The following is a 23,640-nucleotide window of genomic DNA, read 5'->3' as shown; positions in this document are numbered from 1 at the left end:
TTCTTCGTTTGGTGTTTATGGCAGTTGTTATACCTTGCTCTTCGGGTTACACATTTTGTCGGGTCGTGTATTGGTTGGTGGCAACGCAAGGCAGGCCATAGCCGATTATTTCTGGCGCCTGACGTGTCATTGACTACGCTGCACTTGATCGAACGTATCGACGCGCCCTGTATCGAGCCTCGTCAATTCGTTACGGTTTGTTTTTCAAGGATGTGAAGGAGGCCCGCGGGTTTGTCCAAATTCAAAGCAGTCATTGTCTTCCTCGTACTGTTGCTCTCAGGCAACGGCATGCTTCAAGCAGCACCTACTCTGGCCTCTGTAATGAAGGCCGAGGAGCGAGATGGTAAACCTCCCGTGCTGGTCGACGGTGGCCTGCTCGGGGCGCTAGGTGCGGGGATGGATGAGGTTCAAGAAAAACTTGGACTGAGCTTGAGTCTGCTGGACGTGTGGCGTTTGCGTATCGAGCGTGCCGCCAACGAAGCCGGGGTGCTGCTAGAGCAAGCATCGAGCCGCCCGGATTGGAGTACAGCAGGCGACTTTTTCCTGTTGTCGGCTATTTGGTTTGGCGTTTTTATTGCCTTGATGCTGGGCGGTCGGTTGGTTGCGCATCATGTGTGCAAACGCCGCGATATTACGATAAGACCGAGGGTGCAAAAGCTTCTGGGTTATCTGCTGCCTTACCTGCTGCCCTCGTTTATCAGCCTGAGCATCACGTTGTATGCCAGTCGTCTTATACAAGACTCCCTCAGTCGCTCGCTGGCGCTCAGTTTCGCTTACAGCAGCAGCGGCGGCGTGTTTTGTGCCGCGCTGGTTCTGTCGTTGAGTGCGATGTTCTATATAGGCCACAAGCGTCGAGCGGTGGCGATCATTGAGCGGTATGCGGTGCGTCCGTTGTTTCTGATCGGCTTTTTTGCCGCGTTCAGCGATGCCATGAGCAGTGCTCAAACGGCCGCTCAAATCGGCGAAAACCTCGCGAGCTGTGTATCGGTGCTGACGGGATTGCTGGCCTGCACGGTCTTTGCTTTTCTGGTGATCAGGCTGCGTCGACCCGTGGCCCACCTCATACGTAACCGTGCGTTGGCGCAACGCATAGGGCAGCCGGCGCTGCAGGAATCCCTGCGCATCTTTTCAGTGCTGTGGTACTGGCCTATTTTGCTGATGCTGTTGGTGTCAGCATTCAACTTGCTGGGTGTGGGTGAGGGCAGCGAGCGCGCTTTGCGAAACGCCCTGCTGACCTCTGCATTGTTGATCGGCACTGTTTTCCTGAGCACGATCTTTCATCACTCATTTACGACCAACACCGAGCATGCAGGTGCCTATAAGGCGCGGTTGATGACCGTGGTATACGCGGTGCTGCGAATCGCCTTGAGCGTGACGTTTATCGAACTGCTGGCGCAGATCTGGGGTTTTTCGCTGTGGGCTTTTGCCTCGGACAGCCGCACAGGGAAGGTCATCAGTGATTCGTTAGGCCATATTCTGTTGATTTTGTTGGTGACGTGGCTGGCTTGGGTGGTGCTCGATACCGCCATTCAACAGGCGTTGCAACCGCCCGCCAATCGACGTGGAACCCGTGAGCCCAGCACCCGCATCAAAACCATCCTGCCTTTGATGCGCAACGCGATCAAAGTCATTTTGGTGGTGGTCTGCACCATCACCACCATGGCCAATCTGGGTGTCAATGTGGCTCCTTTTCTGGCCGGTGCGGGCGTCATCGGCTTGGCCATAGGCTTTGGCTCCCAGCAATTGGTACAGGACGTGATTACGGGTCTGTTCATCATTATTGAAGACACCATCTCGGTCGGTGACTGGGTGGTGGTCGATTCAACCCATGCTGGCACGGTGGAGGGGCTGACCATCCGGACTTTGCGTCTGCGTGACTCCAGGGGTTTTGTTCATTCCGTACCCTTTGGGCAGATCAAGGCGGTCATCAACCATTCCAGGCAATTCGCTTACGCCTTCTTTACCGTGCAGTTCACGTATGACACCGACATGGATAAAGCGACAGATCTGATCCGTGAAGCGGGTCAGCAGATTAGCAATGACCCTATACTGAGCCTCAGCTTGCAGGGCACATTGACCATCTTCGGGGTCGATAGCATGACGCTTGATGGGGTGACAATTACAGCGCAGTTCCGAACCGTGTCTGGGGCGCAAAACACGGTGAGCCGTGCGTTCAATGGCCGGCTTAAAAAGCTTGTGGATAAATCGGATGATGTGCACTTTGCGCAACATTATCCACAGGGTTTTTTACTGCCTGTTCGGGAGTCGGGGGAGGGCGCGGCACCCGTGGCTGGGCAAGCGCGCTCCTCGGTACTCCTGGCTGACCTACCCGGTAGCCTCAATGAGGGTCATTGAGACGCGGCGCAGTTTGTCAGTGACGACAGGCGGATAAACCCGCAAAATGCGTAATTGTTGATCATGACCAACGGTTTGCGAGGTTGGTTTCTGGTATATATCACCCTTTTGAATAGACTGAGCCTGCACAATCTATGCGAATGCGCCTTATGTTACTGGGCGGCGGAAATGCTCTCGGGCAGGCGCTGATCCGTCAGGGTGCCGAGGAAGACATCAATTTCCTCGCCCCGCGTCCGCCGCAAGACGGCTGGGACGCTGCAAGCCTCACACAACTGCTTGATGACACCCGTCCAGATGCGGTGATCAACCTTGCCTACTATTTCGATTGGTTCCAGGCGCGGGCAGTGGACGAGACTCGTCTTGCGGCTCAGGAGCGCTCTGTCGAACGTTTGGCCGAACTGTGCCAGCATCACAACATCATTTTGTTGCAACCCTCCAGCTATCGCGTGTTCGATGGCTCGCGGGCAACTGCCTATAGCGAAAAGGACGAGCCTGTCCCGCTGGGGTTGCGCGGTCAGGCGTTGTGGCGCATTGAGCAAAGCGTAAGGGCCATTTGCCCTCAACACGTTTTGCTGCGCTTTGGCTGGCTGCTCGATGACAGTCCCGATGGCACGCTGGGGCGCTTTCTTGCTCAGGCTGAAAAGCCGGGCGAAGTGTTTCTGGCCGATGATCGCCGCGGTAACCCTACGCCAGTAGATGATGCTGCCCGAGTGATTATTTCTGTGCTTAAACAGCTCGATTGTGCGGCTCCGCTTTGGGGCACCTATCACTACGCGGGGCATGAGGCGACAACGCCGCTGGCGCTGGGGCAGGCGATCTTGACCGAAGCGCGCAACTTGCACCCACTGGCCATCGAAAGTCCCACGCCGCAGGCTCATGCAGCGTGCCCGGACGCGGCTCAAGAGCCGCAACATGCCGTACTGGCCTGTAAAAAAATTCTACACACTTTCGGAATCAAGCCCCGCGCCTGGCGTGCGGCGCTCCCGACTTTACTTGACAGGTTTTATCGTCATGGTTGATGCACCCGTTTTAGTCACTGGCGGAGCCGGATTCATTGGTTCCAATCTGGTCGATGCATTGTTGGCCAAAGGCTACGCCGTTCGGATTCTCGATGACTTATCCACCGGTAAACGCAGCAACCTGCCGCTGGACAACCCCAAGGTCGAGCTAATCGAAGGTGACGTAGCGGACGCGGCATTGGTCCTCAAGGCCATGAACGGTTGCAGCGCAGTCGTTCATCTGGCGGCAGTTGCTTCGGTTCAAGCCTCGGTAGACGACCCTGTACGTACTCATCAAAGTAATTTCATCGGCACGCTGAACGTCTGCGAGGCCATGCGCGAGACTGGGGTCAAGCGGGTTGTCTTTGCGTCCAGTGCGGCTGTCTACGGCAATAACGGCGAGGGCGAGTCGATCGCTGAAGACACGCCCAAGGCACCGCTGACACCTTATGCATCGGACAAGCTGGCCAGTGAGCACTATCTGAATTTCTACCGCCGCCAGCATGGCCTGGAGCCGGTGATTTTTCGCCTCTTCAACATCTTCGGGCCGCGCCAGGATCCGTCTTCGCCTTACTCGGGTGTGATCAGCATTTTCAGTGAGCGCGCGGTAAAGGGTTTGCCCATCACCATTTTTGGCGACGGGGAGCAAACGCGCGACTTCTTGTACGTAGGCGATCTGGTCAACATTCTGATGCAAGCCATCGAGGCCACAGAGGTTGAGGAAGGTGCGGTCAACGTGGGTTTGAACCAAGCCACCACCCTCAACCAAATGCTGCAGGCGTTGAGCGGTGTGGTGGGAGAGTTGCCACCGATCAGCTATGGCCCGGCCCGCTCCGGCGACATCCGGCATTCGCGGGCTGACAACACCCGTCTGTTGCAGCGTTTTACACTGGGTGAAATCACGCCCATGAGCGAAGGGTTGGCCCGTTTGCTCGGTCGTTAATAACCTCTCGGTCATAAAAAAGGCGCCTTTATAAGGCGCCTTTTTTCTTGCTGCTTAGTTAAAACTTGTAACCAATGCCGACCATGTAAACGAATGGGTCCACGTCTACGTTGACCTTGGCGCGCGTGCCGGGTGCCACGGCGTTGTTTTCTACCGTCGCGCGGGTATCGATATCGATATAACGCGCCTGGGCGTTGATCATGATGTTATCGGTCAGCATATAGTCCGCACCGATCTGCCAGGCCAGGCCCCACGAGTTTTTCGCCTTGAAGTTGTCAAAGCCTGCTGCGCTGGCGCTGCTGCCGACGTGTTCGTCGTAGATCCAGGTGTAGTTGATGCCGGCACCGACGTAAGGCTGGAATACTGATTTAGGGTCCAGCGGGTAGTACACAACGCTCAGGGTCGGAGGCAAGTGCTTGAGGCTGCCCAATTTACCGTTGGCCGCAGCCAGGCCGGTGCCCTTCAGCTTGACGTCGTGCTCAAACGGCGTGGCCGCCAGCAACTCGATACCGACATGGTCGGTGATCATGTACGCAAAGTTGAGACCCAGCTGCGTGTCGCTGCTCATGGTCGCCTTGCCACCCAGATCTGCCCCTGCCAGCGGACCCTGATCAACCTTGACGCTGGAGCTGTCGGCTTTCGGGTTAACCGTGATGGCACCGGCCCGCAGGATGATGTCGCCTTCCGTGTGTGCTTGGGCAAGCGGTGCGACGACAGCGAGCGCAAGGGCTGCGGCGCTGAGCAAGGACTTGTGCATTGGAGCTCCATTGGGATGTTTAAAATTTATATAACCAATGGTAATGAGCGAAAGATGAGCTTCCGTTGACCCAGCTCAATGAATGGGCAAAGTTGTGAAAAATTCGTTAAAAGTTAACCGCATACCCTCACCCTAGCCCTCTCCCAAAGGGAGAGGGGACTAAAGTCAAAAGCGGTTGGGTGCAACACCGCCTATCAAGCACTTTCTTATAGGTAGAGGGAGAGTTAAGTCAAAAGCGGGTCGGCGCAACCCCCCGGTCAAGCCCCCTCTCCCTATGGGAGAGGGTTGGGGTGAGGGGATTTGAGTTATTCAGGCAACTCATACACAACGATCTTCTGCGCATCCATCTGATAACCCGCGTCTGCCAATTCGCTAGTGCTGGCTTTGACCTGCAAGGCGCCGACGATCCAGTAGGGCTGATACAGCTCATCGACCTGAACCCCTTCCTTGCTGGTCACATGCACGATCTGGTTCGACGGCGGAGGCGGCACATGAATGCAGGCGCCAAAGTAAGGCACCAGCAAGAACTCGGTTGTGCGCCCCGCTTCATTGACTTCAAGCGGAACGATATACCCCGGCAAGCGAATCAATTGGCCGTTCAGGGATGTCACCACCGGCGCATTGGGCAAGTCCTGTTTGGCCGCCGGAGCGGCCTCCATGTCGCCCATCTGTGACAAGTCATGCATCGGCGCCATGTCTGGCACCTCGGCCGGGGCGTCCGGCGGGATCATTTCCGACCAGGTCAGCTCCTTGGGCTCAGCCGCCCACAAGGGTGTAGCCACCACCACCAGCACGAGGGCAAGCAATGCGCGAGACAGAGCAGACGTCTTCATATAACCGGACTCATAAACGAATGGACAGACCATCGGCCAGCGATTGTCGGTAGGCGCGCCATGCCGGCACGCAGCCCATCAACAGGGCGGCCGCCAGAATACCGCCGAGCAGTGTCCATTCATATTCAGTTGGCCAGGACAGCGGCAAATATAACCCGTAGTTTGATTGCACATAGCCTTGAGCCACGGCGATGCACACATACAGCAAGCCAACCCCCGCCACCACGCCGGCCAAGGCCAAAGCCAAGGCCTCGAACACCAATAAAGTGGCGATATGCCAAGGTCGGGCGCCGACGGAGCGCAAAATCGCCATCTCACGACGGCGTTCGTTGAGGCTGGTCAAAATCGCGGTCAGCATGCCGATCAAGCCGGTTAACACCACAAACAAAGACACCACAAACAGTGCTTTTTCAGCAGTGCTCATCAAGCTCCAAAGCTCTTGCAGGGCCACGCCGGGCAAGATAGCCATCATCGGTTCACCACGGAAATCATTGATTTCACGCTGCAAGGCAAAGGTCGAAATTTTACTGTTAAGGCCCAGCATAAACGCTGTGATGGCTTGCGGTGTCAGGTCCATATTGCGCGCCTGATCCGCAGTGACACGCCCGGCGCCTCGGGCGGGCACACCGTTATGCCAATCGATATGAATCGCTTCCATGCCCCCCAGACTGATATGCAGCGTGCGGTCGACCGGCGTGCCGGTACGTTTGAGAATCCCGACCACGGTAAACGGCTTGTCATCATGTTTGACCAGGCTGATGGCCGCCACGCCGTGGGCCAGTACCAGCTTGTCGCCCAGCTTGTAATGCAGGGCTTCAGCCACTTCGGCACCCAGCACCACCTCAAAAGGGTCGGTGGCAAAGGGCCGTCCAGCGGCCAGTTCGAGATTTTGCCGATGACCGTATTGATAGTGCTCGAAATAGGCCTCGCTGGTGCCCATCACCCGATAGCCACGGTGTGAATCACCCAGTGACATGGGGATTGCCCATTTCACCTTAGGGTTATTGGCGAAGTGTTCAAAGCTGTCCCAACGAATGTTGTTGGTGGCATTGCCAATGCGAAACACTGAATACAGCAGCAAATTAACTGAGCCGGAGCGGGCGCCGACAATCAGGTCGGTGCCGCTGATGGTGCTGGCGAAGCTGGCGCGAGCTTCGGTGCGCACACGCTCCACGGCCAGCAGCAGGCAGACCGACAGGGCAATGGCGAAGGCGGTCAGCAGCGCGGTGAAACGGCGGTTAGCCAGGCTGGCCATGGCAAGACGAAACAAATACATCTCAGACCTCTGCCTGTGTGGCGGCGCGATTGAGTTCAGACAACGACAGGTTACGGTCAAACAACGGCGCCAGGCTTTGATCATGACTGACGAACAGCAAGCTGGCGCCCGCATCCCGGCACTCGGCAAACAGTAACTGGATAAATGCTTCACGGGCATCGGCGTCGAGGGCGGATGTGGGTTCATCCGCGATGACCAGTTCCGGCTGACCAATCAGTGCCCGGGCGGCTGCAACCCGTTGCTGCTGACCGATGGACAGTGAATCCGCACGCCGCTCCAGCAGGGCCGGATCTTTAAGGCCCAAATGTGCCAGTAGGGTTTGCGCGGCGTTGCCCACGCTGCCGTGCCGTTGCACGGCGCGGCTGGCGCGCAGTTTGGAAAAGTGGCAAGGCAGTTCGACGTTCTCACGTACCGACAAAAATGGCAGCAAATTGAATTGCTGAAAGATATAGCCCGTGTGGTCGACCCGGAAACGATCACGAGCGCCTGAGCCGAGTTCACTCAACTCCTGGCCCAGTAACCGAATGGTTCCTTTGTTGGCTTTTTGCACACCGCCCAGCAAGCCCAGTAAGGTGGTTTTGCCGCTGCCGCTCGGGCCTTTGAGAAACAGGGTTTCACCCGGTTCCAGGCGAAAGGTCGGAATATCCAGCAACACGGGTTGTCCCGGCCAGCTGAAGCTTAAGTTGGCGAGTTCGATAAGCGCTTGGGTCATGGGTAAAGACTGTCGCCTGCAATGGGGTAAACATTATGTCGTCGCAGCCTGTGGCCGCGACGGCACCTGCGCTTTTGCTTAAAACTTCAACGTTGGCGCTTTGGGTGTTGCTTCTACCGATTGCTGCCCTGTACTGCCGATCAGTTGTACCTTGATTGTATGAGTGCCGGGGAAAGTCATGAAAAACTGAGCCAGATCCAGCGTCTTCAATGCGTCCGGCTGGCTGCACGTGAAGGCGTAATGCGCTTCGATATCGCTGTGATGATGCTCACCTTTGACTGCGCCTTCTTCCGGTGCTGGCTCAAAGAGTGGGCTCTTCAATTCTTGAGCATCGGCGGTGCAGCCAGCGGCCTTTGGAATGCTGAACAGCACGAGCGGATTTTCCAGTTGCTGTTGAGCCGAGGCAACCTTGGCCTTGTCAGCGTCAGTGGTCGCGACGTGCTCGAATCCCACCAGGTTCATCGAGGGCCCGTCGAGATCCAGCTCCAGCGTTTGGCCGTCCAGCGCGACGTTTAAACTGCCTACTCCATGCTCATGGGGGGGCAAACTGCCGTGTTCATGGTCGTGATCATGCGCGTCGGCGGCATGCGCCATGGCCAGTGGTAACAAAGCAAACGGCAAGGTAAGAAGCAAACGGCGCATGGCGGACTCCAGCTGAATGATGAATAAATTGTTATGTGATCTTATAACAATGTTGGCGGGAGTTTGCCTGTCTGCTTGGCGTTAAGCAAGTCGCATGGGAGCATGCCTTCATGAAACTTTTGGAGCAGCGTTGATGGTGCGTATTCGCGGAATGATCGGCGACTGGCCGGTGGATTTGACGGTTGAGCTGGATGACAGCGATTGGGCAAGACTAGGGGCGCAGTTGCACGTGAGCGAAGCGCCGACCAGCACGGTGCCAACCCAGCCTGTGAGTCAGGACGATGCAGTCTGGGAAACCACCAAAGACGTGTTGCGCAAAGCCGGGTCAATCTCCGGGCCTGAGTTATTAGGCCAGCTTGAAGCCCTGACTGGCAGCGTCGGCGCTGGCAAGCGCTTATTGGTGCGCTTGCGCCATTGCGCCGAAGTGAAGGTGGTCAGCGGTGCTGACTCACCGATTTATAGCTGGGTCGACCAGGGACCCTCAATTTTGTAGCCGCTGAGGAGCGTAGCGAGGCTGCGTTCGAGCGCGAAGCGGTCGTAAACCCGGAATGCTTGATTGACCTGACACGCAGCAGGTGTCTGGTTTTGCGACGGCTTCGCCGCCGGACGCAGCCTCGCTTCGCTCCTCAGCTGCTACGTGGCGGTGGGTTTAGTACAGCGCCGCGAACAGCTTGCGGCGATAAGTGGTGACGAGCGGATGATCGTTGCCCAGCAGGTCGAATACTTGCAACAAGGTCTTGTGGGGGAGGCCTTCGTTGTAGCTGCGGTTGCGGGTAAACAGTTTCAACAAGCCATCCAGTGCAGCTTCGTATTGCTGGCGGGCCAATTGCTGGATTGCCAATTGATACGCGGCTTCGTCATCCTGCGGGTTTTGCGCAATGCGGGCTTTCAAGTCAGCCACATCCGGCAAGTCTGCGGCCTGGCGCAGGAAGGTTACTTGCGCTTTTGCGCCTGCCAGTTCAGCTTTATGTTCGTCACTTTTGACAGCGTCCAGCACGCCTTGCGCTTCTGTCAGTTCGCCACGCTCGGCCAGACAACGGCCATACAGAATCAGCGCTTTGGCGTTGGTGTTGTCCTCGGTCAGGATGCTTTTAAGCGCCGTTTCGGCGTCAGCAAAACGGCTCTCGGCAAATAACGCTTCAGCTTGCACCATCGGGTCTTCTTCGACGGGCTCGGGCATCACGACATGGGGGGCGAGCATGGTGCGAATCGCGGATTCGGGTTGCGCATCCTGAAAACCGTCGACCACTTTGCCGTCTTTAAACAGCACCACGGTCGGCAGGGTTTGAATGCCGATACGGCCAACAATGTCTTGCTCAACGTCACAGTTGACCTTGGCCAGCAGTAATTCGCCCTGATAGTCCTCGGCAATCTGTTCCAGGATGGGCAGCATCACCTTGCACGGTGCGCACCATTCGGCCCAGAAATCCACCAGTACGGGTTGGTCAAAAGACGCTTGGACAACCTGTTTGTCGAAGTCAGCAGAGGTCACGTCGAAGCTGTAAGAAGGCGTAGGCTGATTCATGTTGTGTCTCAAAGCAGGTAAAAATTAAGGCAACTATAAGGGCAAAGCGGGACGGTAGGCTCAGGGGGCTTTGACGAATGCCAAGGTTCCCATGGCCTGCGTCGACGGCTGGCTGATAATTCGCGATGGCAGGTGCAAGATCAACTGCCCTGACTGACTGGCGCGCCCGCGCAGCTCAACCCGTGCCCCAGCAGGAAAGGCTTCAGGGTTGAAACGCAGTTTGAACGGCAGCGCCTGGTTATTGCCGGTGATCTTGCTGCTGGCCATCAAACCTTGCGGACGCCCGCGCTCATCAATGATCAGCATGGCCAGTTCTACTTCAGCACCGGCCGGCACGCCGGTCAGTACGCCGCTGATCTCGCGCTGATAAGCCGGGAGCGGGCCCAGGTCTTTTGGCGCGTCAGTCTCTGGCTCCATCAGTACCTGAGGCTGCACGGGTTTTGGCGGTTCACTGCTACACGCGACCAGCAAACTGGCGAGGCACAGCAAAACAAGCGTTCGTAGCGGCATAGACGGCTCCAGCGGCAAGTCAGTCGGCGTAACAGATGGTGTGAAACATAGTCGGCGGACTGTATACCGTAAAGCCTATGACTTGTCTTGCCAGTGGGATGCGCTAACATGGCGCTCCCCATTTTTGTTGGCTGCCACCATGCACTGTCCCTTCTGCGGTGCCAACGACACTAAAGTCATCGACTCGCGTCTGGTTGCCGAGGGCGATCAGGTGCGTCGCCGGCGTGAATGCCTGGCCTGTGGTGAGCGCTTCACCACCTTTGAAACAGCTGAGTTGGTATTACCCCGCCTGATCAAGCAAGACGGCAGCCGTCAGCCGTTCGACGAAGAAAAACTGCGTGCTGGCATGCAGCGTGCGCTGGAAAAGCGCCCGGTCAGTGTCGAGCGTCTTGAAGCCGCCCTGGCTCACATCAAAAGCAAGTTGCGTGCAACGGGTGAGCGCGAGGTCAAATCCCTTGTTGTCGGTGAGTTGGTCATGGCTGAGCTGCAAAAGCTCGACGAAGTGGCCTATATCCGTTTCGCCTCTGTGTATCGTCGCTTCCAGGACCTTAACGAGTTCCGTGAAGAGATCGACCGCCTTGCCCGAGAGCCTTCAACCAAATGACCGTATCCACTGAACAAGCCGTCCTGGACGGCCATTACATGGCCCGCGCTATCGAATTGGCGCGCAATGGCCTGTACACCACACACCCTAACCCGCGTGTCGGTTGCGTGATTGTGCGCGACGGGCAGATAGTCGGCGAAGGCTGGCACGTGCGCACGGGCGAGCCCCATGCCGAAGTTCACGCGTTGCGAGCGGCGGGCGCGTTGGCCCGTGGTGCCACCGCATACGTTACGCTTGAACCGTGCAGCCATCACGGCCACACACCGCCGTGTGCCGATGGACTGGTCAATGCGGGCGTGGCACGGGTTGTTGCGGCGATGCAAGACCCCAACCCGGATGTCGCGGGACGTGGCCTGAAACGTTTGTCAGACGCGGGCATTGACGTGCGCTGTGGCGTGCTTGAGCAGGAAGCCCGTGCGTTGAATCCGGGTTTTCTCAAGCGTATGGAGCACGGCCTGCCGTTTGTGCGGGTCAAGATGGCAATGAGCCTGGATGGCCGTACCGCGATGGCCAATGGCGAAAGCCAATGGATTACCGGCCCGGCTGCGCGCTCGGCGGTTCAGCGTTTGCGCGCGCAAGCCAGTGTGGTGTTGACCGGTGCAGACACCGTTTTGGCCGATGGCGCTCGCCTGACCGTGCGAGGCCCTGAGCTGGGCTTGAGCCCTGAACTGACCGCGCTGGCGCTTAGCCGTCCACCGCTGCGGGTGTTGATTGACGGGCGTTTGCGGGTGCCGCTGGATGCTCCGTTCTTCAAGGCCGGGCCGGCGCTGGTCGCCACGTGTGTGCCGCCTGCCGAACAGTACCGCACGGGGCCGGAATGCCTGGTGATTCACGGGGCCAACGGCCAGGTCGACCTGCGCAAACTGTTGGAAGCGCTGGCCGCCCGTGGTGTCAACGAGGTGCTGGTCGAGGCCGGCCCAAGGCTGGCGGGCGCGTTTGCCGAGCAAGGTCTGGTGGATGAATACCAGATTTTTGTCGCGGCCAAGTTCTTGGGTTCCAGCGCCCGGCCATTGCTTGAGCTGCCGTTGAATCATATGAGTGAAGCAGTGTTGCTTAAAATTACAGATATGCGCGCAGTAGGCGATGACTGGAGAGTCACAGCCATACCTGTGCCATCAGCGAGCGTATAATTCTCAGCCTCCGTTTAATGCAGGCTTGGTTCTCAAGGGGAACGCCATGTTTACCGGCATCATCGAATCCATCGGCACCATCCGCGCACTGACCCCTAAAGGCGGTGATGTGCGTGTTTCTGTAGACACCGGCAAGCTCGACCTGAGCGACGTCAAACTCGGTGACAGCATCGCGATCAATGGCGTGTGCCTGACTGCCGTTGAGCTGCCGGGTAACGGATTTGCGGCGGATGTCAGTCGCGAAACGCTTGATTGCACCGCGTTCAACGAATTGAAAAGCGGCAGCCGGGTCAATCTGGAAAAAGCCCTGACCCCAACCACGCGTCTGGGCGGTCATCTGGTGAGCGGTCATGTGGATGGCGTCGGCGAAGTGATCTCCCGTGAAGAGAACGCCCGCGCCATTGAATTCGTGATTCGTGCCCCGAAAGAACTGGCCAAATACATTGCCCATAAAGGCTCGATCACCGTCGACGGCACCAGCCTGACCGTGAACTCGGTCAATGGCGCCGAGTTCTCGCTGACGATCATTCCGCATACCCTGAGCGAAACCATCATGGACGACTACCGTCCGGGCCGCCGGGTGAACCTCGAAGTTGATTTGTTGGCGCGTTACCTGGAACGCTTGTTGCTGGGCGATAAAGCCGCCGAGCCAACCTCGGGTGGCATCAGCGAAAGTTTTCTGGCCGCCAACGGCTATCTCAAATCCTGATTAAGGGGGTGCCGCGTGGCGCTCAACAGCATCGAAGAACTGGTTGAAGACATCCGCCAAGGCAAGATGGTCATCCTTATGGATGACGAAGACCGTGAGAACGAAGGCGACCTGATCATGGCAGCCGAGTGCTGTCAGGCCGAGCATATTAACTTCATGGCGCGGTTTGCCCGTGGTCTGATCTGCATGCCGATGAGCCGTGAACGCTGCGAGCTGCTGAAGCTGCCGTTGATGGCTCCGCGCAATGGCTCCGGCTTTGGCACCAAGTTCACGGTGTCAATCGAAGCGGCGACAGGTGTGACCACCGGCATTTCGGCGGCGGACCGTGCGCGCACCGTACAGGCGGCTGCGGCCAAAGACGCCAAAGCTGAAGACATCGTCAGCCCTGGTCATATTTTCCCGTTGATGGCCCAAGCCGGTGGCACCCTTGCCCGTGCAGGTCACACCGAGGCGGCTTGCGACCTGGCCCGTATGGCCGGTTTTGAGCCAAGCGGCGTCATTTGTGAAGTGATGAACGACGACGGCACCATGGCCCGTCGCCCGGAACTGGAACTTTTTGCTGCCGAACACGGCATCAAGATCGGCACCATTGCCGACCTGATCCACTACCGCATGATTCACGAACGTACCGTTCAGCGGATTGCCGAGCAGCCACTGGACAGCGAACTGGGCCAATTCAACCTGGTGACCTATCGTGATTCAGTTGAAGGCGATGTGCACATGGCACTGACCCTGGGCAAGATCAGCGCAGAAGAGCCGACGTTGGTGCGTGTGCACAACATGGACCCTTTGCGTGACCTGTTAATGGTCAAGCAGCCGGGCCGCTGGAGCCTGCGCGCGGCCATGAGCGCGGTGGCAGAGGCGGGCAGCGGTGTAGTGCTGTTGCTGGGGCACCCCTTGGATGGCGACGTATTGCTGGCTCATATACGTGAAACCGCAGACGCGGTGCCGGCCAAAAAACCGACCACGTACAGCATCGTCGGTGCCGGTTCACAGATCCTGCGTGACCTGGGCGTGCGAAAAATGCGCCTGATGAGTTCACCAATGAAGTTCAATGCCATATCCGGTTTCGATCTGGAAGTTGTAGAATACGTGCCCTCCGAATAAAGACCGGTCGTGTCCAGTCCGAATTCGTGGCCCAATATCCTTAAAGAGCGCACGCAAGTGCGCTCTGGCTCTTTAATACGAGACATACCGAATGACCCTGAAGACCATCGAAGGTACCTTCATCGCCCCCAAAGGTCGCTACGCGCTAGTAGTCGGCCGTTTCAACAGCTTCGTCGTCGAAAGCCTGGTGAGTGGTGCCGTTGATGCCCTGGTTCGCCACGGTGTGAACGAAAGCGACATCACCATCATCCGTGCTCCGGGCGCGTTTGAAATCCCGCTGGTTGCGCAAAAAGTTGCCCAGCGCAACGAATTCGCCGCCATCATCGCCTTGGGCGCTGTAATCCGTGGCGGTACTCCGCACTTCGAATACGTTGCAGGCGAGTGCACCAAGGGCTTGTCTCAAGTGTCCATGCAGTTCGGCGTACCGGTTGCCTTCGGCGTGCTGACCGTTGACTCGATTGAACAAGCCATCGAGCGCTCCGGCACCAAAGCCGGCAACAAAGGCGCAGAAGCTGCCTTGTCCGCCCTTGAAATGGTTAGCCTGTTGGCACAGTTGGAGGCCAAGTGATTTCCGACGAAAGCGATCGTTTCAACCCGCGCGACCCGAAACCTGCGGACGCTGGCAAACCTTCCAAGAGTGCCAAGCGCCGTGAAGCGCGTCAGTTGGCGACTCAAGCCCTGTACCAGTGGCACATGGCTAAACAGTCCCTGAACGAAATCGAAGCGCAATTCCGCGTCGATAACGATTTCACCGACGTTGACGCTGCGTACTTCCGTGAAATCCTGCATGGCGTGCCTGCGAACAAAGGCGAGATTGATGCGGCTTTGACGCCTTGCCTGGACATCACCATCGAAGAACTCGATCCGGTTGAGTTGTCGGTGCTGCGCCTGTCTACCTGGGAACTGCTCAAGCGTGTCGACGTGCCTTACCGCGTTGTGATCAACGAAGGCATCGAGCTGGCCAAAGTATTCGGTTCCACCGACGGCCACAAGTTCGTCAACGGTGTGCTCGACAAACTGGCGCCACGTCTGCGTGAAGCCGAAGTAAAGGCTTACAAGCGCTAAATAGCGCTGTCGGCCATGGGCGAGTTTGAGCTGATCCGCAACTTCTTCGCTGCTGCGCCGTGTGCGCAGGGCGGCGTAGGGGTTGCTCTGGGCATCGGCGACGACTGCGCCCTGCTGGATGTTCCCCACGGGGAACAGCTAGCGATTTCCACCGACACCCTGGTTGCCGGGGTGCACTTCGCAGATCCATGCGACCCTTTCTTGCTCGGTCAGCGTTCGCTGGCAGTGGCGGCCAGTGACTTGGCGGCCATGGGCGCAACACCCCTGGCGTTTACCCTTGCCCTGACGTTACCCACGGTTCAAGCCGATTGGTTGCAAGCGTTTGCCCGTGGTTTGAATAGGATGGCGCAACACTGTGGCTTGCAGCTTATCGGCGGCGATACCACGCGCGGGCCGCTGTGCCTGACGCTGACGGTTTTTGGCCGTGTTCCCAATGGTCATGCGCTGAAGCGTAGCGGCGCTCGCCCTGGGGATTTGCTGTGCGTGGGCGGTGAGTTGGGCAATGCCGCAGGCGCTTTGCCTCTGGTGTTGGGTCAGCGTACGGCTGCGCCGTTGATCAGCGAGCCGCTGCTGGCGCACTACTGGTCGCCCCAACCGCAGCTGGCACTTGGCCAGGCGCTGCGTGGCAAAGCCACCTCGGCACTGGATATTTCCGATGGCTTGCTTGCAGACTGCGGCCATATCGCGACAGCGTCGCGGGTGGGCTTGGTCATTGACCTGGACCGAGTGCCGGTTTCGCTGGCGCTGCAAGAGTTTCTGGGCGTTAGCGGCGCGCAACTAGCGGCGTTAAGCGGCGGTGACGATTATGTGTTGGCGTTCACCTTGCCTGCGCTAGAGCTGCCGACCTTGCTGGCCGATGGCTGGCCGATTCATGTGATCGGCCGTGTTGTTGAAGGGCAGGGTGTGAGGCTGCTGGATGACGAAGGTCAGGACATCACCCCGACAACGCGTGGTTACCAGCACTTCGGCGTTTGATTGGCTCCCGTAGCAGCTGCCGCAGGCTGCGATCGATTGCGCAGCGATCGTAAAATCAGAGTACTCGATTTAATTGATAGCCCGCGCCCGCTGATTTTGCGACGGCTGCGCCGCCGGACGCAGCCTACGGCAGCTGCTACGAAATCGTGTGCAGCAAGACATCAAACTTTTTGATATTTATCCTCCACAATTCAGCCTAAGCGTCTGTAGGAACGTCCTGTTACAATGCCGCCTCTGCGAATATCCAGTACTCAAATTGATCAGGAGCACACGGTGCCCGTCGCTTTTGTTGCCGCATGCAAACTTCCCACCCCTTTTGCCGAATTCACCATGAATGGCTTCCTAGAGAAGGCCACAGGTCGTGAACACGTTGTGCTCAGTTTGGGCGACGTGGCAGACGGGGCGCCGGTATTGGGCCGGATCCACTCCGAATGCCTGACGGGCGATGCCTTGTTCAGCCAGCGCTGTGACTGCGGCTCGCAGCTCGAAGCCGCGTTGCAAGCGATTGCGCGTGAAGGTCGTGGCGTATTGCTGTATCTGCGTCAGGAAGGCCGTGGAATTGGCTTGCTGAATAAAATCCGCGCCTACGAGTTACAGGACGGCGGTGCAGATACCGTGGAAGCCAATGAGCGTCTGGGCTTCGCTGCCGATCAGCGCGACTACGCCATCTGCTTGCCGATGCTGGAGCATCTGGGTGTGAAGTCGCTGCGTTTGATGACCAACAACCCGCGCAAAGTCAAAGCCTTGACCGACATGGGCATCACCGTGGCCGAGCGTGTTCCGCTGCACACGGGCCAAAACCCGCACAACAAGCTGTATCTGGCGACCAAAGCCAGCAAACTCGGGCACATGATGGGCAATCAGCATCAAAGCGAAGCCGATCCCGCGTGACCCGGGGTCAGATTCGCCGACGTTTGAGCTTCAGTTGGTGGCAGCAGCTTGTGCTTACGATGCTGCCCTTATTGTTGGCTGAGATTTTCTTTGGCGAATCGCCCCCCTTGCTGCCCTTTCTGAAAATGCCGCTTTTCATCGCCGGTGTTGCCTCCATGTTTGTCACGCTGCGGTTCTTCGGGCCTTACAAACACGCGTTGATCGCCCTGCAAAAATCGTTGGACACCCCGCAAGAGCCTGCTGCCTGGGCGACGCTCGCACGGGTGCGTTATCCGGCGTTGCTGGTGGCGGGCTTGCCGACCTGGATGGCCACGCTGGCCGTGTTTGTCGGTCTTGAAGGCGTGCCATTGCTGCTGCTGGTGGTCTCCACGCTGCTGCTGTTTTACCTCTACCGCATACCGCGTCAGATCGGCTGATGCGTATCGGGCTGGCGGTATTGCTGCTGGCGTTAGGCATTCCGGCCATGGCGGCCTCGCGCGTGGTGAGCCTGGCGCCGTCCTTGACTGAAATGGTGGTCGAGCTGGGGGCAGCCGATTTGCTGGTGGGTCGGCTGGATGCCGGCGAGTCATCACCGGCATTGGCTGATGTGCCTTCGGTGGGTCGCTATGGTCAGTTGAACATGGAGCGTTTGCTCAGCCTGCAACCCGATCTCATCCTGCTCTGGCCCGGCAGCGTTGGTGCTGCTCAGCGTGAGCAACTGCACCGGCTAAATTTGCCCACCTACATCGCCGAACCCAACAGCCTTGATCAACTGGCGAACCAGATTGAAGCCTTGTCGCGCGTCTTGAACCGGCCCGAACGCGGGCAAGCGGTGGCGGCACAGCTGCGCGAGCGTCTGGCTCAACTGCGAGCCGAGTACCGGCGCGACAAACCGTTGCGGGTGTTTTATCAAGTCTGGGATCAGCCGCTCTACACCGTAGGCGCAGGCCAGATTATCAGCGACGCCCTGGCGGTGTGTGGAGCGAGGAACGTCTTTGACGACCTAAAGCTCCCGGCGCCGCAGGTCAGTATCGAGTCGGTGTTGCAGCGTAATCCCGAAGTGATCATTGCTGGCAGCCAGGCGCAGCTGGATGCCTGGAAGGTCTGGCCGCAACTCGATGCGGTCAAGCATGGGCGTCTGCTGCTGTTGAAGGACAAAGGCCTTGAGCGGCCAAGCGGGCAGATGATTGAAGCGACCGCGAAGCTGTGTGAACAACTAAAGCGCTAACGCGCCCTCCGTAGCCGCTGACGAGGAACGAAGGCTGCGATCGGCGGCGAAGCCGTCGTAAAACTTGAGATATCAAGGTGCCCTACGTAGCGACCGCTTCGCGCTCGATCGCAGCCTTCGGCAGCGGCTACAGGTTGGGCAGTTAAAGGGTGGGGGTCCAGGTGACGGCCAATTGCACACTGCGGCGCTCTTCGCGATAGCCATAATAATTGCCGTCATAGCTGTAGAGCGCTCGGGTAAAGGATTTGTCCAACAGGTTGTCGACTTTCAACTCCAGCCGTACCTCTGGGCTAGCGATCCAGTTGCCGCGCAGCCCCAGCAACCCGTAGCCACCAATCGGTTGCTTGTTGTCGTCGTCATTAAAGCTGTTACTCACCGCTTGCCAGCTGGCCCCGACACCCAGGCGGTCGAACTGGCGGTCCAGATCCAGGCTCACAGTACGCCGCGCGCGGCGGCTTAAGGTATGACCGGTATCGCGATCCCGCGGGTCGATAATGGCCACGCCCAGACTGCTCTGCCAGCCGAACCACTCCTGATGCAATGCGCTTTCAAACCCGGTGATCCGTGCGGCACCAATATTCTGCTGAATGAAATCGGCGTCAGCCACGATCGCATCACGAATGTCGGTGCGATATACCGACGTTTCCAGGCGACTGCTGTCAGTCAACTGGCTGCGCCATTGCAGCTCGTAACTTTTTGAATATTCAGGTTTGAGAGCCGAATTGCCATATTGCGGGTAGTACAAATCGTTAAAGGTCGGCGCCCTGAACCCTTCGCTGTAAGACAGCAGCACCTCGTTGTCCACATTGAGCGGTACGCTCAGACTCGCGCTCCAGGTGTTGTGACTGCCGAACTGCTGGTTCTGATCGTGGCGCACGCCTAACTCGGTCGAAAAGTAATCCCCATGAAAGCGGTGTTGAACAAACACGGCGCGGTTCCAGCGGCTGTCTTCGTCGAAAACGGTGCTGCTGCGCACGCGGTCTTCATAGCTGTCGGCACCCACAATCAGGCTGTGCTGATCATTGAGTGTCAGGTTGTTTTGCCAGTTCAGCGAGTCGCGATAGGTATTGAACGCGTAAAGATCCGGGCTGAGTTTGTCCCGGGTCTTCTCGCGGTTTTCGCTATGACCCCATTCGACACGTGAGTTCCAGCGATCGTTGATTTGCGCGTCGATAAAGCCGCCGACACTGCTGATATCAAAGTCGCTGTAACCCTTTTGCCCGAACATGGCGTCCAGCTCGGTTTTGCCGGTGTTTTTAATGGCACTGATGCCTACTTCGACGGCATCAGTAAGGTTGTGGCTGAGATTCAAGCTCACGGACTTATTGCGGTACGCGTCGTGGTCGTTATCCACCGGGTACGACACGGTAGTGCGATTAATCCCCGCCGTGTTTTCGAGGCTGGCGCTCAGGTTATAACGGGTTTGCGTATCACCCCCGGAAAGGCCGAGGCTGTTCAGCGTGCTGCCGTAACTGCCCACGGCACTGTGCAGCCGTAGCTGAGGGGCGTGAACTGCACCCCGGCGGGTAAAAATCTGAATCACCCCACCAATCGCATCGCTGCCATAGATCACCGAACGCGAGCCGCGCAGGACTTCCACACGCTCGATTTGGTCAATGTTCAGGTATTGCAGGTTGCTGTCCGCTGACGTGGCGTTGGCCATGCGCTGGCCGTCCACCAGCACCAGGCTTTGCGCCGATTTGGTGCCGCGAATATAGATACCCGGCAACGCTCCACGCCCGCCACTGCGTGCGACTTGCACACCGGGAACCCGGCTTAACAGATCCGTCAGGCTGGTGGGTTGCAGGCGGTCGATATCGTCACGGGTGAACACGCTGTTGGCGCTGGTACTGTCCGAGCGCGCTTCAACCTGTCGATTGCCGGTGATCAGTGTTTGCGGGAGCTTGAGTGCATTTTCGCGTTCAAGGGTGTCGGCGAGCAGTTGGCTGGCGGGGATAAATCCAAGTAACAGTACGAGGCGTTTCATGGTGTCAACTCTGTAGCCGCTGCCGCAGGCTGCGATAAGGGCCACAGGGCCTTCTACAACGGGGTCGCTACGCAACCCATCGCAGCCTGCGGCAGCGGCTACACGTCAGCAGTTCGGGTTACAACCCCAACAACGCCATTCGCTCACGCACTGAGGCTTCAATGCCCGCAGCATCCAGTCCGCATTCCGCCAGCATCTGGCTAGGTTTGGCATGCTCGACGTACACATCCGGCAAACCCAGGTGCAGTACAGGCATCAGCACGTTTTCACGGGCCAGGAACTCACTGACAGCCGAACCCGCGCCGCCCATGATGGCGTTTTCTTCAATGGTTACCAGCAGCTCATGGCTGTCGGCCATTTCGCGAACCAGTGTTTCATCCATCGGTTTGACGAAGCGCATGTCGACCACGGTCGCGTCGATTTTTTCCGCCACTTGCAGGGCTTCAGCCAGCTGTACGCCGAATACCAGCAGCGCAACTTTGTTGCCCTGGCGGCGAATGACACCTTTACCGATTTCCAGCGGTTCCAGGGTTTTTTCGATTGGCGCATTCGGGCCGGTGCCGCGCGGGTAGCGAACGGCTGCAGGGCCGTTGTACAGATGCCCGGTGGTGAGCATTTTGCGCAGTTCGTTTTCGTCGCTTGGGGTCATGATGACCATGCCCGGAATGCAGCGCAGGTAGGAGAGGTCGAAGCTGCCGGCGTGAGTCGGGCCGTCTTCACCCACCAGACCGGCACGGTCGATGGCAAACAGTACATCCAGGTTCTGCACGGCAACGTCATGCACCAACTGGTCATAGCCGCGCTGCAAGAAGGTCGAGTAAATCGCAACAACCGGCTTTGCGCCTTCGCAGGCCATGCCGGCCGCTAAGGTGACCGCATGCTGCTCGGCAATCGCTACGTCGAAATAACGCAGCGGGAAGCGCTCGCTGAAAGCGATCAGGTCCGAACCTTCTTTCATCGCCGGGGTAATGCCGACAAGACGCGGGTCTGCCGCAGCCATGTCACACAGCCACTCGCCGAACACTGCTGAGTACTTTGGTCCGCTGGCGACTTTTGGAGCCGCTTTTGGCGCGTCCAGCGGTTCAAGTTTGGTGATGGCGTGATAACCGATCGGGTCCGCTTCGGCCGGGGCGAAGCCCTTACCCTTTTTGGTCACGATATGCAGGAACTGCGGACCTTTAAGGTCGCGCATATTGCGCAGCGTCGCGATCAGGGTCGGCAGGTCGTGGCCATCGATAGGGCCGATGTAGTTCCAGCCCAGCTCTTCGAAGAGCGTGCCGGGGACCAGCATGCCCTTGGCGTACTCTTCGGTACGGCGGGCAATCTCCCAGGCGCCCGGCAGGCGTGACAGCACTTTCTTGCTGCCTTCACGCATGCTGGCGTAGGTGCGGCTCGACAGGATTTTGGCCAGGTAATTGGACAAACCACCGACATTGCGCGAGATCGACATGTCGTTGTCGTTGAGAATCACCAGCATGTTGGCATCAACTTCAGGCGCATGGTTCAGCGCTTCAAACGCCATGCCCGCCGTCAGCGCGCCGTCACCAATCACAGCAATCGCTTTACGCTCGCTGTTTTGCAGGCGGGCGGCAATGGCCATGCCCAGCGCTGCGCTGATAGAGGTGCTGGAGTGGCCAACGCCAAAGGTGTCGTACTCACTCTCAGTACGGCGCGGGAAGGCGGCAATGCCGTCCTTCTGGCGCAGACTGTGCATCAGCTCACGGCGACCGGTGAGGATTTTGTGCGGATACGCCTGATGGCCCACATCCCACACCAACCGGTCATCCGGGGTGTCGAACACATAGTGCAGGGCAATCGTCAGTTCAATAACACCCAGGCCGGCACCAAAATGCCCGCCCGTCTGGCCGACGGTGTAGAGCAGTTCCTGGCGCAGTTCATCGGCCAGCGTTTCCAGCTCGGCTTCGGCCAGTCGGCGCAGGCCCACAGGCGTGCCCGCCCGGTCGAGCAGAGGAGTGGTTGGGCGCGTGCGGGGAATCTCTTGAAACGTCGTTGGCATCAGGCGAATCGTTATAGATATAAAAGAAGCCGCAGTTTACCTCATGGAACGTAACCTGCCCACGCAGTCTGGCATTCGTTAGTCAGACCTTGGCATTAGAAACTGTCAGAAATAACTGGGTTTTACGACCTGTTAGTGGCGGCGATCCACGATATAGCGTGCCAGTGCGCGTAATGGGTCTGCAGCTGTGTCAAAAGTTTGCAACGCTTTCAGTGCTTGATCGCGTAACTCCAAGGCATAGTCTTTTGCCCCCTCTAGCCCCATCAGTGCAGGGTAGGTGGGTTTGTCTCTGGCAATATCAGCGCCTTGGCGTTTGCCCAGGGTAGCGGTATCGCTTTCAACATCGAGAATGTCGTCCTGTACCTGAAACGCCAGACCAATCGCCCGTGCATAGCTGTTGAGCGCAGCCAGGTCGGCAGCAGTAGAGCGACCACTTGCAAGCGCCCCGAGTTGCACGCTGGCTTCGATCAGAGCGCCGGTTTTGTGCCGGTGCATGAACTCAAGGGCTGTGCGGTCGAGCTTGATTCCGACCGACCCCAGGTCAATGGCCTGACCGCCGACCATGCCTGCCGGGCCTGCGGCCAACGCCAACGCCGAGACCATCTGCAAGCGCGTATCGGCGTCCAGCGTATTGAGTTGCGGGTCGAGCAGGGTGCTGAACGCCAAGCTTTGCAGGCCATCACCCGCAAGGATGGCGCAGGCTTCGTCAAAGGCTTTATGGGTGGTCGGTTGGCCACGGCGCAAATCGTCATCGTCCATCGCCGGCAAATCGTCATGCACCAGCGAATAGGCGTGGATGAGCTCTACCGCACAGGCCGCGCCATTTGCTCGTTCAGGAGCAACACCCAGCGCTTCGCAGGCTGCATAAGCCAGCAGCGGTCTCACCCGTTTGCCACCATTCATCACGCTGTAGCGCATGGCCTCGTAAAGCCTGGCCAGCTCAGGTGCCGGAGCTACAAACAAGTGCTCAAGCGCCGCATTGACACGTGCCTGGCTGCTGGTCTGGTAAGCATCAATCATTCGGGCTGTTCCGCATCAAAGGGCTCTTGCGCCAACTCACCATCACGCTCAAGCAGGATCTGCACTTTCTGTTCGGCTTGAGCCAGTGCGCCCTGGCAATCTCGCGTCAGGCGGATGCCTTGTTCGAAGGCGGTCAGGGAGTCTTCCAGTGACAACTCGCCATTTTCCAGACGCTCAACCAGCGTTTGCAGGTCGGCTAAAGATTGTTCGAAGTCAAGGGGCGTTTTTTTGCGGGCCATAGCGGCGGTCTCGGTAGGCTTTTTAACCGGCCGACACTAGCAGACACCGGGGTTTGGGGCAAATCGGAAGGCTGCTCATGAAGTCCTGGCGTGGGATGGCTCTGTTTGAATCCAACCTTTTCTCACTTCGTTATGAAG

Annotated in this window: 25 protein-coding genes; 14 read left to right on the top strand and 11 right to left on the bottom strand. The window is 58.2% G+C overall.

Going from position 1 to position 23,640, the window contains the following annotated elements; translation table 11 throughout:
* The first annotated feature begins 231 nt into the window (after positions 1-231).
* The 3 genes from EQV93_RS03330 (at position 232) to EQV93_RS03320 (ending at position 4,296) form a co-directional block, all read left to right on the top strand.
* Complete coding sequence (locus tag EQV93_RS03330; RefSeq protein ID WP_240890872.1) at positions 232-2,355, top strand: mechanosensitive ion channel family protein; 2,124 nt, start codon at positions 232-234, stop codon at positions 2,353-2,355.
* A 134-nt stretch (positions 2,356-2,489) separates the two neighbouring features.
* Positions 2,490-3,374, top strand: a complete 885-nt coding sequence (locus EQV93_RS03325; RefSeq protein ID WP_146384538.1) for a sugar nucleotide-binding protein — start codon at positions 2,490-2,492, stop codon at positions 3,372-3,374.
* Positions 3,367-4,296: an NAD-dependent epimerase/dehydratase family protein gene (locus EQV93_RS03320; protein WP_240890871.1), complete on the top strand. Its 930-nt coding sequence runs from the start codon at positions 3,367-3,369 to the stop codon at positions 4,294-4,296. Before EQV93_RS03325 ends, EQV93_RS03320 begins: the two co-directional genes overlap by 8 nt.
* 58 nt (positions 4,297-4,354) lie before the next feature.
* Here the strand turns inward: EQV93_RS03320 and EQV93_RS03315 are convergent, their stop codons facing one another.
* From EQV93_RS03315 to EQV93_RS03295, 5 genes are all read right to left on the bottom strand, one after another.
* Positions 4,355-5,053, bottom strand: a complete 699-nt coding sequence (locus EQV93_RS03315) for an OmpW/AlkL family protein (RefSeq protein WP_122782062.1) — start codon at positions 5,051-5,053, stop codon at positions 4,355-4,357.
* A gap of 305 nt (positions 5,054-5,358) precedes the next feature.
* On the bottom strand, positions 5,359-5,886 hold the full coding sequence (locus tag EQV93_RS03310) for a DUF3299 domain-containing protein (protein WP_240890870.1): 528 nt from the start codon (positions 5,884-5,886) through the stop codon (positions 5,359-5,361).
* A gap of 10 nt (positions 5,887-5,896) precedes the next feature.
* Positions 5,897-7,162: an ABC transporter permease gene (locus EQV93_RS03305; protein ID WP_122782060.1), complete on the bottom strand. Its 1,266-nt coding sequence runs from the start codon at positions 7,160-7,162 to the stop codon at positions 5,897-5,899.
* 1 nt (position 7,163) lies between these two features.
* The gene (locus tag EQV93_RS03300; protein WP_146426562.1) at positions 7,164-7,874 is read right to left on the bottom strand and encodes an ABC transporter ATP-binding protein; all 711 of its coding nucleotides are present in this window, start codon (positions 7,872-7,874) and stop codon (positions 7,164-7,166) included.
* Between the two features lie 78 nt (positions 7,875-7,952).
* Positions 7,953-8,516, bottom strand: coding sequence for a DUF2796 domain-containing protein (locus tag EQV93_RS03295; protein WP_240890869.1), 564 nt, complete (start codon positions 8,514-8,516; stop codon positions 7,953-7,955).
* 133 nt (positions 8,517-8,649) lie between these two features.
* On the opposite strand from EQV93_RS03295, the gene EQV93_RS03290 reads away from it, so the two are divergent.
* The gene (locus EQV93_RS03290; protein WP_240890868.1) at positions 8,650-9,009 is read left to right on the top strand and encodes a hypothetical protein; all 360 of its coding nucleotides are present in this window, start codon (positions 8,650-8,652) and stop codon (positions 9,007-9,009) included.
* A 156-nt stretch (positions 9,010-9,165) separates the two neighbouring features.
* Here the strand turns inward: EQV93_RS03290 and trxA are convergent, their stop codons facing one another.
* Together trxA and EQV93_RS03280 are read right to left on the bottom strand one after the other, a co-directional pair.
* A complete protein-coding gene (gene trxA, locus EQV93_RS03285; protein ID WP_240890867.1) occupies positions 9,166-10,041 on the bottom strand; it encodes a thioredoxin in 876 nt (291 codons plus the stop codon).
* Between the two features lie 60 nt (positions 10,042-10,101).
* Positions 10,102-10,551, bottom strand: a complete 450-nt coding sequence (locus tag EQV93_RS03280; protein WP_240890866.1) for a hypothetical protein — start codon at positions 10,549-10,551, stop codon at positions 10,102-10,104.
* 139 nt (positions 10,552-10,690) lie between these two features.
* Between EQV93_RS03280 and nrdR the strand changes: the two genes are divergently transcribed.
* The 10 genes from nrdR to EQV93_RS03230 all read left to right on the top strand — a co-directional run bounded on the left by nrdR (position 10,691) and on the right by EQV93_RS03230 (position 18,239).
* Positions 10,691-11,155 (top strand): transcriptional regulator NrdR, encoded by a 465-nt coding sequence (gene nrdR / locus EQV93_RS03275; protein ID WP_167654236.1) that lies wholly within the window; start codon positions 10,691-10,693, stop codon positions 11,153-11,155.
* Positions 11,152-12,285 (top strand): bifunctional diaminohydroxyphosphoribosylaminopyrimidine deaminase/5-amino-6-(5-phosphoribosylamino)uracil reductase RibD, encoded by a 1,134-nt coding sequence (gene ribD / locus EQV93_RS03270; protein ID WP_240890865.1) that lies wholly within the window; start codon positions 11,152-11,154, stop codon positions 12,283-12,285. The genes nrdR and ribD overlap by 4 nt, the downstream gene beginning before the upstream one ends.
* A gap of 46 nt (positions 12,286-12,331) precedes the next feature.
* A complete protein-coding gene (locus EQV93_RS03265; RefSeq protein WP_122782053.1) occupies positions 12,332-12,994 on the top strand; it encodes a riboflavin synthase in 663 nt (220 codons plus the stop codon).
* Between the two features lie 15 nt (positions 12,995-13,009).
* Complete coding sequence (gene ribBA / locus EQV93_RS03260; protein WP_122782052.1) at positions 13,010-14,101, top strand: bifunctional 3,4-dihydroxy-2-butanone-4-phosphate synthase/GTP cyclohydrolase II; 1,092 nt, start codon at positions 13,010-13,012, stop codon at positions 14,099-14,101.
* Positions 14,102-14,192: 91 nt separating this feature from the next.
* Entirely contained in the window at positions 14,193-14,669 is a 477-nt protein-coding gene (gene ribH, locus EQV93_RS03255) for a 6,7-dimethyl-8-ribityllumazine synthase (RefSeq protein ID WP_003444275.1), read from the top strand.
* Positions 14,666-15,166 (top strand): transcription antitermination factor NusB, encoded by a 501-nt coding sequence (nusB, locus tag EQV93_RS03250; RefSeq protein ID WP_240890864.1) that lies wholly within the window; start codon positions 14,666-14,668, stop codon positions 15,164-15,166. The genes ribH and nusB overlap by 4 nt, the downstream gene beginning before the upstream one ends.
* Before the next feature lie 15 nt (positions 15,167-15,181).
* Positions 15,182-16,141 (top strand): thiamine-phosphate kinase, encoded by a 960-nt coding sequence (gene thiL, locus EQV93_RS03245; protein WP_240890863.1) that lies wholly within the window; start codon positions 15,182-15,184, stop codon positions 16,139-16,141.
* A 273-nt stretch (positions 16,142-16,414) separates the two neighbouring features.
* Positions 16,415-17,032: a GTP cyclohydrolase II gene (gene ribA, locus EQV93_RS03240; protein ID WP_167654235.1), complete on the top strand. Its 618-nt coding sequence runs from the start codon at positions 16,415-16,417 to the stop codon at positions 17,030-17,032.
* On the top strand, positions 17,029-17,448 hold the full coding sequence (locus EQV93_RS03235) for an MFS transporter (protein WP_240890862.1): 420 nt from the start codon (positions 17,029-17,031) through the stop codon (positions 17,446-17,448). The genes ribA and EQV93_RS03235 overlap by 4 nt, the downstream gene beginning before the upstream one ends.
* On the top strand, positions 17,448-18,239 hold the full coding sequence (locus tag EQV93_RS03230; protein WP_240890861.1) for a cobalamin-binding protein: 792 nt from the start codon (positions 17,448-17,450) through the stop codon (positions 18,237-18,239). The genes EQV93_RS03235 and EQV93_RS03230 overlap by 1 nt, the downstream gene beginning before the upstream one ends.
* A gap of 142 nt (positions 18,240-18,381) precedes the next feature.
* Here EQV93_RS03230 and EQV93_RS03225 read toward each other — a convergent pair whose 3' ends face one another.
* From EQV93_RS03225 to EQV93_RS03210, 4 genes are all read right to left on the bottom strand, one after another.
* Positions 18,382-20,226 carry a TonB-dependent receptor domain-containing protein gene (locus EQV93_RS03225; RefSeq protein ID WP_240890860.1) on the bottom strand — a complete coding sequence of 615 codons (1,845 nt, stop codon included), beginning with the start codon at positions 20,224-20,226 and terminating at the stop codon, positions 18,382-18,384.
* A 118-nt stretch (positions 20,227-20,344) separates the two neighbouring features.
* Positions 20,345-22,243 carry a 1-deoxy-D-xylulose-5-phosphate synthase gene (gene dxs, locus EQV93_RS03220; RefSeq protein WP_146384518.1) on the bottom strand — a complete coding sequence of 633 codons (1,899 nt, stop codon included), beginning with the start codon at positions 22,241-22,243 and terminating at the stop codon, positions 20,345-20,347.
* Positions 22,244-22,375: 132 nt separating this feature from the next.
* A complete protein-coding gene (ispA, locus tag EQV93_RS03215; RefSeq protein ID WP_122782044.1) occupies positions 22,376-23,263 on the bottom strand; it encodes a (2E,6E)-farnesyl diphosphate synthase in 888 nt (295 codons plus the stop codon).
* Positions 23,260-23,502: an exodeoxyribonuclease VII small subunit gene (locus EQV93_RS03210; protein WP_122782043.1), complete on the bottom strand. Its 243-nt coding sequence runs from the start codon at positions 23,500-23,502 to the stop codon at positions 23,260-23,262. The genes ispA and EQV93_RS03210 overlap by 4 nt, the downstream gene beginning before the upstream one ends.
* Positions 23,503-23,640 lie beyond the last annotated feature (138 nt).

Source organism: Pseudomonas sp. TMW22091, assembly GCF_022496705.1.
Lineage (GTDB): Bacteria > Pseudomonadota > Gammaproteobacteria > Pseudomonadales > Pseudomonadaceae > Aquipseudomonas > Aquipseudomonas saxonica.
The sequence above is the reverse complement of the archived record's forward strand: the minus strand, read 5'-3'. Positions and strand labels throughout refer to the sequence as shown.